This is a genomic window from Arthrobacter sp. Br18, from assembly GCF_000520555.1.
GTDB lineage: Bacteria > Actinomycetota > Actinomycetes > Actinomycetales > Micrococcaceae > Arthrobacter_D.
Genome location: NZ_KI914890.1, coordinates 62,455 through 75,910 on the forward strand (window position 1 = coordinate 62,455; position 13,456 = coordinate 75,910).

Here is a 13,456-nt window from a genome sequence, read left to right on the forward strand (position 1 = left end):
GAGCCGGACCACCGAGAAGACGGCGGCGGCCACGAGTGCGGCGGTCAGCGACACCGCAAGATCGCGGGTGATGGTGAAGAGCACGGTGAACACCAGCCCGGGGACAACGCTCTCGGCAAGGCCCTGCATGCCGCCGATCGAGGACAGTACGTCGATCTGCCCGGCAGCGTCGCGCGTGACGCCCGACCGGGCAGAGTACTGGGATGCGAAGCCGGTGGTACCGGGAGCAGCGGTCCTGTCGGGCTCGGTGGCCACGTCATCGTCACGGAGGCCCCCCGGGTCCTGCTGCTTCACGCCGTCCGGAATCGCGCCGGTCTCGTCGTCGCCGTACTGGTTCTTTCTCAAAGGTCGCTCGTACCTGTCCACTAGTGTTCCTCCGGCCGTCCGATGATTTCGTAGCGCGGATTGTAGATGGTCGGAATGCCGTCGACCTGGCTCGCCATCCCTTCGAAGGCCAGCTCCCCGCCGGCCACGATGCCTGCGACGCGGCGCTGGCCCATCCAGATGAGCTGGATGCGCACAGCGGGTGTGCCCGCGCTGCTCGGGAGTCTGACCGTCGCCGCGAACTGCGGTGCGTTCGTCCGGGGCTGGACGGTGACGCGGTCGATGAATCCGCGGCCGGCGAACCGCCCCCTGGCCACGGGGGCGGGCGCAGGCGAGCGGTTCGCCTCAGTCCGGAATCCGGGCATCGGCCGCTACCGTATCTCCGTGATTTCGGGGCCGCGCTCCAGAGGGTTGAGGACCGGCTGTGCGGGTGCCGCTGGGGGCGGCGTCGTCTGGGCGTCCTTGGGCAGGCGTAGTTGCAGGAGCTCCCGCGGGGGAAGCGGGTGATCACCGCGGACCACCACAACGCTGCGGAAGAGTGATTCGATGGGAGCGGCCGCAGCGGCGTCGATAGACGCGCGTCCGCCGAACACGCCTCGGAGGAACCACCGGGGACCGTCCACGCCCACGAACCGTGCCACACGGTGACCGGGCTGGCCATCGGGCAGCTGCGCGGGCAGCTTCGCGATGAGTTCGGTGCCGAAGGTCCCGGGCTTCTCCGCGACGGTGCCTCCCTGCGATCCGACGGACAGTCCGATCTGTTCACGGATCTCGTCCCAGATGCCGCCTGTGCGCGGTGCGGCGAACGCCTGGAGCTGGAGGGTGGATCCGTTGAGATCCAGGGTGACGGCGATGACGCGCTTTGTCTTCTCCTCGACCTCCAGCCGAAGCTGAAGGCCCTCGGCTGCGCCGATTCGGAGTGCACCCAGATCGATATACCCGTCGAGGCTGTCCTTCTCGGTGGAATCGAAGGGACCGTCGTCACGGGTGAAGGCGACCCTGGCCGGCTCCTGCCCTTCGTCTGCCTCCGGCGCTTCCGCCGCGGCTGTGTCGAGCCCTTCCGCGGGTTCCGCAGCCGCCTCGTCCTGCTTGTTCTTCTTCAGGCGCCCAAAAACCATGAGGGAATTCCCTTCCTTTGACTGTTGCGTCCTCGATGCTGGGTGCACTCCACATGGTGCGCACCATGAAACAGGGTAAAGCTCATGCCCGGCTGCTCCCGTCCAGAGGGACGCCGTACTGTTCGTCGGGGAACCCTGGAGCCGCCGGAAATCCGCCCGTCGAACCGAAACCACCTTCACCCCGCACCGACCGCGGCAACTCGCTGACCCGGTGGAATTCAGCCCGGGCCACGCGCTGGATGACCAACTGGGCGATGCGGTCTCCGCGCGAGAAGTGGACAGTTGCGGCACGGTCGGTGTTCAACAGGCATACCTTGATCTCGCCCCGGTAGCCGGCGTCGATCGTGCCCGGCGCATTGACGATCGTGACCCCGTGCTTCGCTGCGAGCCCCGATCGGGGATGCACGAAGCCGGCATAGCCCTCGGGAAGGGCAATGGCCAGGCCGGTGGGGACGAGGAGCCGTTCGCCCGGTGCGAGGGAGAAAGCCACCCGGCTGCGGAGGTCAGCGCCTGCATCCCCGGTGGTGGCGTAGGTGGGAAGGTCGAGGCCGTCGTCGAGCATCAGGATCCGGACCCGCAGGTCCTCTTGCGTGTCAGGCACGAGCGTCTCCAACAAATCGGGGGTTCAGAACAATCGGGGTGACCCCCGCGGCGCACCCGCAGCTTCGGCGATCCTCGCAGCCGCATGCCTCACCCGCCGGGACCGCCGCAGGTACAGGCAATCACTTTAGCCCCTTTGCCTCGCCGCCGCCTGGGAGCCGGGATGAAACGCGCTGGAAAAGGTGGAATGGTTGAGGCATGCCAGCTGCCGCAGAAGGATCCGCCGACGTCGTTCTCTACGAGGAGAAGCTGTGGCCCTCGCCGTGGATCTGGCTGATAGCGGCAGGCATTTCCAGCGCCGCTATCGTGACGTTCGCGCCGATCGCCATCGGCATCGGCTATGTCGCCGCCGTGGTGCTGGCCGGCATCATCGCGACCCTGCTCATTCTCTCCACTCCGCGCATCGCGGTGACAAGCTCATCGCTGACAGTCGGAAGGGCCACCATCGAGCGCCGCTATCTCGGGGCCGTGGAGCTGTACCGCGGCGAGGACGCCACCCGGGAACGCGGTACCTCGCTCAACGGCCTCGCCTACCTGTGCATCCGGGGGTGGATCTCCCCCGTCGTCAAGATCGAGGTGGTGGATCCCGAGGACCGGACCCCCTACTGGCTGACCTCCACACGGAAGCCGGAAAAGCTGGTGGCGGCGCTCACCTCGTGGACGATTCCGGCTCAGCCCCGGCAGTCCACGCAGTAGAGTAGGCCGCCGTCGTCCTCCACGATCTGCGAGCGGTGTCGGACGAGGAAACACGACGCGCAGGTGAATTCATCGGCCTGCGCCTGGAGGATCTCGACCGCCAGTTCCTCGCCTGACATCTCGGCGCCCGGCAACTCGAAGGAATCCGCCGCGTCGATTTCAGCATCGTCAATCATCGGGGATTGCTCGATCGTCATTTCTCCTGCCCTCTTCCGTCGCCTGCCGCTGAGACCGATGGTGTTCCGCATCAGTATGCAGGACCATTCTTCAGCATTTACCGCACCGATCCCACACCATGACACGGATTCCGCGCCACGCCAGCCGGTGTAGTAGGAATGGAAGCCATTCAATGGCACAGTTTCAGTAGGAAAACTGTCGGCTGGAGGATTGAATGCAGGAGCTACGCCTGGTGGGGGTCCACGAAGACGGTGCCCACCTGCTGCTCGGTGGCGACACGGGCACCACATTCCGCCTGCCGATCAACGAAGCGTTGAGAATCGCGAGCACACGGCCGTCCACCCGCGTTGCACCGGTTCCTCCGACTACCGGACAGGCAGCCGTGCATTTCACTCCCAAGGACATCCAGTCACGCATCCGCAGCGGTGCCAGCGCCGAGGAAGTCGCCGCCGAATCCGGGCTCGAACTCAACCACGTCCTCCGCTACGAGGGTCCGGTGCGCGCGGAGCGCGACTACATGGCGTACCTCGCCCAGCGCGTCGAGGTGGCCTCCCCCGTCCCGTCCCATGACGGTTATCGCTCCGTGTCCGGCAACGATGCGGCGCAGCTCGGGGACATGGTGACCTTCCGGCTGCAGGCCTACGGTATCGATCCGGCCGGCGTCGAGTGGGATTCGTGGCGGCGCACGGACGGCGTCTGGCTCGTCGTGGCTCGCTTCGCCCTTCCCGAGGGCAGCACAGTCGCCATCGGCGAGGACCCGCCCGCACAGTGGACCTTCAACCCGAGGCGCCGCATCCTCACCAATGCGAACCGCTGGGCGCAGGTGCTCAGTGAACTTGTTCCCCTCGATGGCCCGCTCCCTTCGCGCAGGCTGAGCGCCGTCGCCGACCGCGTGTTCGATTTCGAAGCAGAGAAGGACGACGACGGCCCCTCCACCGAAGGAACCGATCCCGACGGTCTTCTGGATGTCCTGCGGTCCCGGCGCGGCCAGCGACTGGGAGCCGACGAGGACGGCGACGACGCACTGGCCGAGCTCCTTGCCAAGGGCAGCATCCCTGCCGCCCATCCACGGGACGGGGAGGACGACGAGGACGTCGCCGACCGCGCTGCGGCTGATAAGCCGGCCTCCGGGCTCGGCCTCGCCCCCGCGCTGCCGGCCGACGACTCCGGCCCGACACACCACGAGGACGGCAGCCCGAAACTGTATGACGGAGTCAGCGGCGATACCCGGGAGATCAGCATCTTCGCCGAGCCGGTCCGGGCCGCCCGGAAAGATCCTGGTACATCGGCCGTGCCGAACCCTGCGGCGTCCGACAGCCGGGCTGAGAAGGCACAGCTACAGAAAGGGTTCCGGCCCGCCGGCAGCCAGGGTTCCGCGCCCGCCAGGAATGACGAGCCGACCGACCGGCGTATCAAGCCGAAGCGATCGAGCGTACCCAGCTGGGACCAGATTGTCTTCGGCACCAAGGGCGACTAGCTCAGCCTCCGGCACCAAGGGCGACTAGCTCAGGCTGCCCCGAACGGCAGGGGCATCTCGTTGCCCGCCAGGGACGGTGAGCTCCGCGCTGTCTGCCGGCGCATATGGTGCCTGCGGCACAGGGTTTCATAGCCGACGGTCCCGGATTCGGCAGCAGCACGGTCGCCGGACCCGCCGCCTGCTGGTTCCCGGTACTGCAGGCCGGTGTCCTCCACCTGGTCCTCCACATTGCCCACCACCATCTGGTCGCCTTCGAGGACCATGACGCCGTCGACCACGCGCGCATTGTGAGTGGCACGCCGCCCGCACCAGCAAAGGGCCTCGACCTGCAGCACCTGGACCCGGTCAGCGAGCTCGATGAGGCGCTGGGAACCGGGGAAAAGGTGGGTCCGGAAGTCGGAGGTGATACCGAAGGCAAACACGTCGATCGCCATCTCGTCGACAATCCTCGCCAGCTGGTCGATGTGCCGGCTCGTGTAGAACTGCGCCTCGTCACAGATGAGGTAGTCGACGCGTGCACCATTGGTCAGGCGGCCGGCGATCTCCGTCCAGAAATCCGAATCGGGGCGCACTTCGACCGCCCCCACCTGGAGGCCGAGCCGGCTCGAGATCATCGATTCGCCCGCGCGGTCGTGCGAGCTGAACAGCACTCCCCTGCGCCCGCGCGCCCGGTGGTTGTGGTCCATCTGGAGGGCGAGCGTCGATTTGCCGCAGTCCATGGTGCCGGAGAAGAACACCAGTTCAGCCACCGTGGTTACCTGCCACCTGGGCTGCACGCCCTGCCGGCCGCAGAGACCTGGTGGAGCGGGCGAGAGTCAGGAGCGGCACCTCACGCTCCGCGCGGGTCCAGGAGCCGTGCTGACCGACCACCTCGCGCGCGGCCTCGGAGGTCCGGCGGGCATCGAACAGCGCGATGGGTTCCCGGGCCGCGATCAGCAGGTCGCCGATGCGGGGCAGGACGGCGGGGGCCACCGGGCCGAAAAGCCCGTACAGCACCGCTTGATCCTGCGTCAGCACCCAGGCGGATTTTCCGTACGCCTCCTGCCAGCGGGCGGCCAGCGCCCTCCGCCCCGCCTCGTCGAGCCCTGGCTCGCAATACAGGTGCACCAGTCGTGGTTCACCGCCGGTGTGCGCAACGCCGTCCACGAGGGAAGGCTGTGCCGCGTAGTCGAACCGTCGCGCGGGTTCGACGTCGACCATCCCGTGGTCCGCGGTCAGCAGGACGAGCGTATCGGGCGGGACCTGCTTCACGAGGGAGCGCATGGCGAAATCGAGGTCCTCCAGGCGGCGCAACCACTCGGCCGAGTCGGATCCGTACCGGTGGCCGGCCTTGTCGAGGTCATTGAGGTAGAAGTACAGCAGCATCGACTCCGACCCCGCGAGGTGCTCGGCCGCCAGCCGGATCCGTGCCTGCACGGTGTTGCCGCCCGCGAAGCCCCCACCGCGCAGCGCAGCCCGGGTCATCGCTGAATCGGCGAAGCGCGGCTGGCTGACCGTCAGGACCGGCAACTCCTCGGCGACCCGCTCGAAGACGGTGGGGTGGGGCTGCCAGCGGAGTGGATCCACGCCGGCATCCCACCGGCCGAGCATATTGACCACCTTGTCCTGATCGGGGTCGAGGACGTCGTACCCCACCATGCCGTGCTGGCCGGGTGGCAGACCGGTGCCGAGACTTGCCAGCGAGGCCGCCGTCGTCGACGGAAAAGCGGCGCTGAGGCGCTGCCCGCCGTCCAGCTTCTGGCGCAGGAAGGGCGCGTGGCCGCTGTACTTCCTGAGCAGCGACAGCCCGAGGCCGTCCACCATGACCACGCAGACCCGCCGTGCGGCAGGGAGGTTGAGGGCGTTGGAAAAGGTGTCCACGCCCAGTGCGGCCGCCGCACTGGTCAGGACCTCGGCGACGGTACCGGTGCCGAAAGGAGGCGGTGGGGGCAGCGGCTCGCCGGGAACATCGGCAGGATTCATGAGCGACTACCGCTGGTGGTGCGCGCGCGTGAAGCGGCCGCCGAACCCGGGCTGGCGGCGTTCCCCGGCCTCGGAGGTAAGGGCCAGCCCGCCGCCGGTGGAGCTGGCGGTATTCACCTGGCGCAGGGCCCGGGCGAAGGACTTGGCGTTCTGCACGGCCTGCACACCGTCGGCCTCTGCACTGACCCGGAGCACGATATCCTCCTGGGCGACCGTTCCGGTGTACCCGTGGTCGGCGTCACACTGGGCGTCCCCGCAGCTTGCCGGGCCCATATCGAGACGCTGGCCGCCGGACCAGGCGATGGCGAGGGTCATCTCCCGGGTCTGGTCGGACGGCTTGTAGTCCTGCGGCTGCGCATAGAGGTAGCTGAGCACCACGGAGCGGATCTGGCTCACCGGTACGGATTCAGTGGAGATCTGGGCCATGACCTGCTCTCCCGTGTCGTCGAGCTGCTGGTCATCCACGTGGGTGATGACGAGCATGTCCTCCGTGAGCACCAGCACGGTGATGTGCCGGTGTACTTCGGTGCGCTCGAAGTGCGTTTCGAGGTGGGCCACATGGGACAGCGGCTCGCGGCCGTCGAGGGCATCGTGGACCACGTCGGCGACCAGCCGAGGGTAGAAACCGGCACGTTCGAGTGAGGAGTCGAGGTCGCGGCGCTGTTTGGAAAGCGAAGGGGTCATACGCCCAGTTTCCCCTACCCGGCGCCGCTCTGCCTAACCCAACGGCTTCAGGGTACCCGGACCCGGATACGCACTAGTCGCGCATGGCCCGCCGGGCGCTGTCGGTGCGCTGCCGGGGGTTTCCCACGTCGATGCGGGCGCCGAGGATGGACAGCCCCGTGGTCGACACCAGCACCGGGGTGAATTCGAGCACGGCGATTTCCGGATGACGGTCCTTCAGCAGTGCAACCCGCGCCACTAGATCCTCGACCGCGCCGACGTCGGCCGGCGGCAGGCCCTGGTAGCCGAACAGCTTGCGCGAGGCCCGCGGGGACCGCACGAGGTCCGCGACGTCCACGGAGCTCAGGGGCGGGACCGCGTGGCCCCAGTCGTCGAGCAGGTTCACGGCGTCGCCGGCCATTCCGAAGGACACCACGGGTCCGAGGAGCGGATCCTCGATGGCCCGGAGGGTGCAGGCCTGACCCGCCGGCGCCATGGCCTGCACCTCCATGCCGAAACTGCCGAAGGGCACCAGCTCCTTTTCCATCTGCCCGATAGTGCGCTCCAGCGCTGCAGGGCTGTCGATGTTCAGCCGCACGCCGCCGAGATCCAGCCGGTGGCGGAGGTGCTCATCCATCGTCTTCAGCGCGACCGGCCACCCGAGCAGCTCAGCGGCGGTGACCGCCTCCGCGACCGACTCGAACCGCTCGGACGGCAGCAGCGGGATGCCGTAGTGCATCATCAGGGCGGCGCTTTCGGCGGGAGTCAGGCGGGTCAGCCCGACGCCCGTGACCCTGCTGAGGATTCCGGCGAGCTGGGCCGCAGCGGCGTCGTAGTCCGTGCCCTCCGGGTCGAGAAACTCGCCGTGATCCCGCACCCGCCACTTGGCGTACTTCACCACGGCGCCCAACGCCGCGAGGGCGGCTCCGGGGCTGGGGAAACAGGGAAGACCGTGCTCAAGCCCATCGGGTTGAAGCCGCTGGTCCAGCACTCCGGTGAAGGAGGCGACGACGGGTTTGCCCGCCCGCTGCCCGCACTGGTGGAGGCACTTCGCGATCGCCTCCGCACTCAGCCCCCGCGCGGGCAGCGTGGTGACGACGGCGCCGTGCACCGAGGCGTCGGCGAGCGCTGCGGAGACCGCCTCCTCGAGCGCCGGGAGGGCAACGGACATGCCGGTGTCGAGATCGAGGCCGGTCACGAGCCGCGCCACCGTCATCGACTGCGCTGCGACGGCGTCCGCCACCACCTTTCCCAGGCCCGAGGAATTGCTGAAGACCGCGATGTTCGGCCCGTCCGGCAGCGGCTGGGAAGACACGATCTGGGCCACATCCAGAAGTTGCTCGGTCGTCTCGACCCTGATCACCCCCGACTGCCGGAGCATCGCATCCAGCGCTCCACCGGGAGCCTGCGTGGTGCGGACTGCATGGCCCGGCGGCAGCTGCAGCCCGGTGACGTCCGATTTCGCGACGATGACCGGTTTCGTCAGTGCCAGCCTGCGCGCGATGCGGGAGAACTTGCGCGGATTGCCGATCGACTCGAGGTACAGCCCCACGGCGCCGGTGGCGGCGTCGTCCTCCCAGTACTGCATGGCATCGTTGCCCGAGACGTCGGCACGGTTGCCGGCGGAGATCACCGAGGACAGGCCGAGCCCGCGGCGGCTGGCAGCGGCGAACAGCATGACCCCCAGGCCGGCGGACTGGCTGAACAGGGCCAGGGTACCCCTGCCGGGGAGGGACGGAGCCATGGAGGCGTTCAGCCGCACGGCCGGATCGGTGTTGACCAGGCCGAGGGACGCCGGTCCCACAACCCGCATGCCGTGGGCGCGTGCCCGGTGGACCAGTGCGCGCTGCTCGGCGATCCCCGATCCATCGTCGTCGGAATAGCCCGCGGTGGCGACGAGCAGGCCCTTCACGCCGGCCGCGGCGCACTGGTCCACCACCGCGTCCACCTGGTCGTGCGGCACGGCGATGACGGCGAGATCGACCGGCTCCGGCACCTCGGCAAGGGTGGCATGCGAGAGAAGGCCGTGCAGTTCGAACGCGTCGTGATTAACGGCGTACACCGTCCCGGTGAAGCCGCCCTCGACGAGGTTCTCCAGGAGCGAATACCCCACGGTCCCCCACTCGCGGCTTGCCCCGATCACGGCAACGGTCGACGGCGTCATCAGCTCCGCGACGCTGCGGGCCTCCGCCCGGTGCTCCCGCGCCTCCATGACCGCGCGAGATTTGCGCGTCTGGTCGATGTCGAAGCTCAGCATCACCACGCCGTCGTCGAAATGTCGCTCCACCTCATACCCGGCCTCGGCGAAGACCATGATCATCTTCCGGTTTTCGGGAAGCACCTCCGCGGAGAACCGCCGGATGCCGTTCTCACGCGCGGCGGCGGCGAGGTGTTCCAGCAGAATCGATCCGACGCCCCGACCCTGGTGGGAGTCCGAGACGTTGAAGGCAACTTCGGCCTCCAGCGGATCATCGAGACGGTCATAGCGCCCGATTCCGATGATGTCGGAGCCGCGCGTGATGACGAAGGCGACGCGGTCATGGTAGTCCACCTCGGTGAACCGCTTGAGCTCCTTGGCGCTCAGTTTGGCCTTGTACGTGAAGAACCGGAGATAGATCGAGTTCTGCGACTGGCTGACATGGAAGGACTGCACCGCATCGGCGTCGGAGGGTGAGATGGGCCGCAGGTGCCCGGTTCCGCCGTCCCGCAGGACGACATCCGCTTCCCAATATTCGGGGTAATGTCCGTCGGCCGCCATAGACTCACCCTAGTGGGCATCGCCTCCGCGCGTCAGCGCCGGGCTGGATGCCTGCTCCACGACCCACCGATCACGTTGAGGAAGCACCATCCCTATGGCAAGGCGCCAAACCACCGCACCGCCGGCAGATTTCACCGAGAAGATCATCGATATCGACGTCGAATCCGAGATGCAGGATTCGTTCCTCGAATACGCCTATTCGGTCATCTACTCCAGGGCGCTACCGGACGCCCGTGACGGCCTGAAACCCGTGCAGCGCCGCATCCTCTACATGATGACCGACATGGGGCTGCGCCCCGACCGCGGGCATGTCAAGTCGGCTCGCGTGGTGGGCGAGGTGATGGGCAAGCTCCACCCCCACGGTGACACCGCCATCTACGACGCCATGGTGCGCATGGCGCAGGATTTTTCCCTCCGGCTTCCGCTCATCGACGGGCACGGCAACTTCGGCTCGCTCGACGACGGCCCCGCCGCCCCGCGCTACACCGAGGCCCGCCTCGCGGCGCCGGCCCTCACGATGACGAACCACCTCGACGAGAACGTCGTGGACTTCGTGCCGAACTACGACAACCAGCTGATGCAGCCCGAGGTGCTGCCCGCCGCGTTCCCCAACCTGCTCGTCAACGGCGCCAGCGGCATCGCTGTCGGCATGGCCACGAACATGCCTCCGCACAACCTTGGTGAGGTCGTTGCGGCGGCACGCCACCTGATCGCTCACCCGGATGCCGGGCTCGACGACATCCTGCGCTTCATCCCGGGCCCCGACCTTCCCAGCGGTGGAAAGATCGTGGGCCTGGGGGGCGTCCGCGATGCCTACGCCACCGGCCGCGGCTCGTTCAAGACACGTGCCACGGTGAAGGTGGAGCAGCTCTCGGCACGCCGCACGGGACTGGTGGTGACCGAGCTCCCCTACACCGTCGGACCGGAAAAAGTCATCGAACGCATCAAGGACGCCGTCACCTCGAAGAAGCTGCAGGGCATCTCGGACATCGTGGACCTGACGGACCGCATGCACGGCCTCCGGCTGGTCATCGAGCTCAAGAACGGCTTCAATCCCCACGCGGTCCTTGCGCAGCTGTACCGATACACCCCCATGGAGGACTCGTTCGGCATCAACAATGTGGCGCTCGTCGACGGCCAGCCGCGCACCCTCGGCCTTCTCGAGCTGCTGCAGGTCTACATCTCGCACCGCATGCTGGTGGTGCGCCGGCGGACAGCCTACCGGCTGCGGCGCAAGCTGGACCGGCTGCATCTTGTGGAGGGCCTCCTGATCGCGCTCCTCGATATCGACGAGGTCATCCAGATCATCCGCTCCTCCGACGAGGTGGCAGCCGCGCGCGAACGGCTCATGTCCATCTACGACCTCTCCGAAATCCAGGCCGACTACATCCTTGAGCTGCGCCTGCGCCAGCTCACCCGGTACTCCCGTGTCGAGCTCGAGAAGGAACAGGATCAGCTCCGTCTCGACATCGCCGAACTCGAGGCCATCCTCGCTTCGGAGGAGCGCCTGCGAACCCTGGTCTCGGATGAGCTCGCTGCGATCTCTGAACTGTTCGCCACGCCGCGGCGCACGGTACTGCTCGAATCCGAAGCCTCTGCTCCCGTTCGGGGAGCAGCGCTGCCGGTCCTCACGGGCAAGGGCGCCAAGGCCGTCCTGCCCCTCGAGATCGCCGACGATCCGTGTTGGGTCATCTTCTCCGCCTCGGGCCAGCTCGCCCGGACCTCCGACCGCCAGCCGTTGAATGACGGCCAGCGGCTGCGGCACGACGCTTTCCGCTCGGTCATCCCGACCACGGCACGCGCCGAGATCGGGGCGCTGGCCTCGTCCGGCCGGATGATCCGGCTGCAGGTGATGGATCTGCCCGCCCTGCCGCCCACGGCCGGAGTTCCGAACCTCGCCGGTGGGGTACCGGCCAAGGAGTTCATCACCCTCGAACGGGGGGAAACGCTGGTGGCGCTGGCGCCGCTCGACGCCGTCCTGGCCCTCGGAACGGCACGGGGAATCGTGAAGCGGGTGGTGCCCGAGTACCCGCTCAACCGCGATGACTGGGAAGTCATCTCGCTCAAGCCCAAGGACGAGGTGGTGGGCCTGGCCGCCGCCCTCGACGACGACCAGCTCGTGTTCATCACCCGCCAGGCGCAGCTGCTGCGCTTCAGCGCCTCCGTGGTGCGCCCCCAGGGCCGCACTGCGGGGGGCATGACCGGAATCAAGCTGACCAGCGACGACGCGGTGCTCCACTTCGGTGCGGTGGCCGCTGGCGAGACGGCCGGTGTGGTCGTCACGGTTGCCCTGCAGGGGGACGCGCTACCGGGCACATCGCCCGGATCGGTGAAGGTCACGGAGTTCGACGAATATCCTGTCAAGGGCCGGGCCACCGCTGGAGTGCGTGCCCACCGGTTCCTGCGCGGTGAGGACCGGCTGTCGCTGGCATGGGCGGGCCCTGGACCGGCGAAGGCCGCGGCCGCCAACGGGGTTGCACGTGCCCTGCCGACCGAGCACGGCCGACGCGATGGTTCGGGCATCGCCCTGACCCAGGAGATCGACGCCGTCGGGCCCGGCCTTACGGGGCTGACGCAGCCTGCTGCACCTCCGCTGCGCGACGACGGGCAAGGCACCCTGCTGTAGCCGGGGGTCGACCGGCGTCGGGCTTCGGGCTTCAGGCTTCAGGCTTCGTCCCATGGTGTTCCCGGCGGCGGACGTTCCGCCCCACCGGCGGTACCCCGGTCAGGGTGCGGGCGCTTCGAGCGGGAGGTCGAACACGATGGAGCGCTGGGTGGGCTCGTACCCCATCCGTTCGTAGAGCCCGAGCGCTCCCGAGGGATTCTCGGTGTCGACGCCGAGCCCGGCATTGTCCATGCCGGACGCCCTGTACCGCTTCATGGCTTCGGCCAGCAGGGCCGGCGCGAGCCCGCGCCCGCGCCACGCCCGCCGCACGCCGAGGAGGTCGGTGTATCCCTCGGTGTGGCCGAGGAGCACCTTCGAATCCGGGTCATGGCTTCCCAGCTGATAGGCCGCGACCTCGCCCGTGGTCCGGTCCACGAGGGCGAGGCTCCAGTCCTGCCGGAACTCGGGATGGCTGACGGTGAACTGCCATGACTCCTGGTCGCGGGGCTCGCTCCCCCAGTGGTCCTGGAAGGCATCGTTGTGGGCGAGGCGTACCAGCTCGGAGATGTTCCGGTCCGCTCCATCGGCGAAGCTGACCACCTCGAGCTCGGGGGGAAATGGCAAGTCAGGGATCGGCCTGTCCAAGGGACGGGTCATCTCGGTGAAGTACCGCACGATCGAACTTCCGCTGCCCTGGAGGAGGGCCAGATGTGACGGATTGCGCTCCTCGACGTAGTTGCGGAGGACGCCGGCGGCCAGGGCGTTCTCCTGCAGCCGGCAGGTGGCGCGCCAGGCCTGCCAGTCGAAAACGGTCCGCCCGATGCCCTTCCTCCGCCACGCGGGATCCACTCCACCCGAGCCGTGCACGAGGCAGGAGCCACTGTTCATCGACACGCGTCCGAAGGCCCGCAGGACGCCGTCGGACCCGAATCCTGCAATAGTGTCCTTCCGCGGGTCGTTCTTCGACGCGCGGAGCGCCTGCTCGAGGTCTGCCCGCTGCTCGACCCAGTCCGGCTCGTCCGCCGCGGCAATGCGCTGGGTGAGCCCGAGCCAGGCGCCGATATCGGAGTAGGCGA

At 68.1% G+C, this 13,456-nt stretch carries 12 protein-coding genes and 1 pseudogene; 3 read left to right on the plus strand and 10 right to left on the minus strand.

From position 1 onward, the window contains the following. The 4 genes from Y704_RS25415 to dut form a co-directional block, all read right to left on the minus strand. Positions 1-255 (minus strand): DUF3159 domain-containing protein (locus tag Y704_RS25415; RefSeq protein ID WP_253904374.1); only part of this gene is annotated, 255 nt, incomplete at its 3' end. Between the two features lie 110 nt (positions 256-365). Continuing rightward, on the minus strand, positions 366-689 hold the full coding sequence (locus Y704_RS0115525; RefSeq protein WP_026550795.1) for a hypothetical protein: 324 nt from the start codon (positions 687-689) through the stop codon (positions 366-368). Positions 690-695: 6 nt separating this feature from the next. Beyond that, positions 696-1,442: a DUF3710 domain-containing protein gene (locus Y704_RS0115530; protein ID WP_026550796.1), complete on the minus strand. Its 747-nt coding sequence runs from the start codon at positions 1,440-1,442 to the stop codon at positions 696-698. Between the two features lie 82 nt (positions 1,443-1,524). After that, on the minus strand, positions 1,525-2,043 hold the full coding sequence (gene dut, locus Y704_RS21885; RefSeq protein ID WP_081747707.1) for a dUTP diphosphatase: 519 nt from the start codon (positions 2,041-2,043) through the stop codon (positions 1,525-1,527). Positions 2,044-2,240: 197 nt separating this feature from the next. Between dut and Y704_RS21890 the strand changes: the two genes are divergently transcribed. Further along, positions 2,241-2,738, plus strand: coding sequence for a DUF3093 domain-containing protein (locus Y704_RS21890; protein WP_051477205.1), 498 nt, complete (start codon positions 2,241-2,243; stop codon positions 2,736-2,738). Here Y704_RS21890 and Y704_RS21895 read toward each other — a convergent pair. Beyond that, positions 2,714-2,923 (minus strand): annotated as a pseudogene (locus Y704_RS21895) (DUF4193 family protein); the annotation flags it as partial. The gene Y704_RS21890 and the pseudogene Y704_RS21895 overlap by 25 nt on opposite strands. A 206-nt stretch (positions 2,924-3,129) precedes the next feature. On the opposite strand from Y704_RS21895, the gene sepH reads away from it, so the two are divergent. Continuing rightward, positions 3,130-4,392: a septation protein SepH gene (gene sepH, locus Y704_RS0115550; protein ID WP_026550797.1), complete on the plus strand. Its 1,263-nt coding sequence runs from the start codon at positions 3,130-3,132 to the stop codon at positions 4,390-4,392. Between the two features lie 29 nt (positions 4,393-4,421). On the opposite strand, the gene Y704_RS21900 is transcribed toward sepH, so the two are convergent. From Y704_RS21900 to Y704_RS0115570, 4 genes are all read right to left on the minus strand, one after another. Further along, positions 4,422-5,141, minus strand: a complete 720-nt coding sequence (locus Y704_RS21900; protein WP_035773049.1) for a thymidine kinase — start codon at positions 5,139-5,141, stop codon at positions 4,422-4,424. Further along, positions 5,134-6,354: an alkaline phosphatase family protein gene (locus tag Y704_RS21905; protein ID WP_051477207.1), complete on the minus strand. Its 1,221-nt coding sequence runs from the start codon at positions 6,352-6,354 to the stop codon at positions 5,134-5,136. Before Y704_RS21905 ends, Y704_RS21900 begins: the two co-directional genes overlap by 8 nt. 6 nt (positions 6,355-6,360) lie before the next feature. After that, entirely contained in the window at positions 6,361-7,038 is a 678-nt protein-coding gene (locus Y704_RS21910; RefSeq protein WP_035773050.1) for a DUF5998 family protein, read from the minus strand. Between the two features lie 73 nt (positions 7,039-7,111). Then, positions 7,112-9,775, minus strand: a complete 2,664-nt coding sequence (locus Y704_RS0115570) for a bifunctional acetate--CoA ligase family protein/GNAT family N-acetyltransferase (RefSeq protein ID WP_026550798.1) — start codon at positions 9,773-9,775, stop codon at positions 7,112-7,114. Positions 9,776-9,869: 94 nt separating this feature from the next. Here Y704_RS0115570 and Y704_RS21915 point away from each other — a divergent pair, with 94 nt between their 5' ends. Further along, the gene (locus Y704_RS21915) at positions 9,870-12,401 is read left to right on the plus strand and encodes a DNA gyrase/topoisomerase IV subunit A (RefSeq protein ID WP_051477209.1); all 2,532 of its coding nucleotides are present in this window, start codon (positions 9,870-9,872) and stop codon (positions 12,399-12,401) included. Between the two features lie 99 nt (positions 12,402-12,500). Here Y704_RS21915 and Y704_RS21920 read toward each other — a convergent pair. Then, the coding region (locus Y704_RS21920) for a GNAT family N-acetyltransferase (protein ID WP_253904370.1) at positions 12,501-13,456 on the minus strand (956 nt) is incomplete at its 5' end.

Excerpts from the sequence above, each read along its gene's own strand:
- Y704_RS0115525 (WP_026550795.1), bottom strand. The coding sequence starts at position 689 with ATGCCCGGATTCCGGACTGAGGCGAACCGCTCGCCTGCGCCCGCCCCC.
- Y704_RS0115530 (WP_026550796.1), bottom strand. The coding sequence starts at position 1,442 with ATGGTTTTTGGGCGCCTGAAGAAGAACAAGCAGGACGAGGCGGCTGCG.
- Y704_RS21890 (WP_051477205.1), top strand. The coding sequence starts at position 2,241 with ATGCCAGCTGCCGCAGAAGGATCCGCCGACGTCGTTCTCTACGAGGAG.
- sepH (WP_026550797.1), top strand. The coding sequence starts at position 3,130 with ATGCAGGAGCTACGCCTGGTGGGGGTCCACGAAGACGGTGCCCACCTG.
- Y704_RS21905 (WP_051477207.1), bottom strand. The coding sequence starts at position 6,354 with ATGAATCCTGCCGATGTTCCCGGCGAGCCGCTGCCCCCACCGCCTCCT.
- Y704_RS21910 (WP_035773050.1), bottom strand. The coding sequence starts at position 7,038 with ATGACCCCTTCGCTTTCCAAACAGCGCCGCGACCTCGACTCCTCACTC.
- Y704_RS0115570 (WP_026550798.1), bottom strand. The coding sequence starts at position 9,775 with ATGGCGGCCGACGGACATTACCCCGAATATTGGGAAGCGGATGTCGTC.
- Y704_RS21915 (WP_051477209.1), top strand. The coding sequence starts at position 9,870 with ATGGCAAGGCGCCAAACCACCGCACCGCCGGCAGATTTCACCGAGAAG.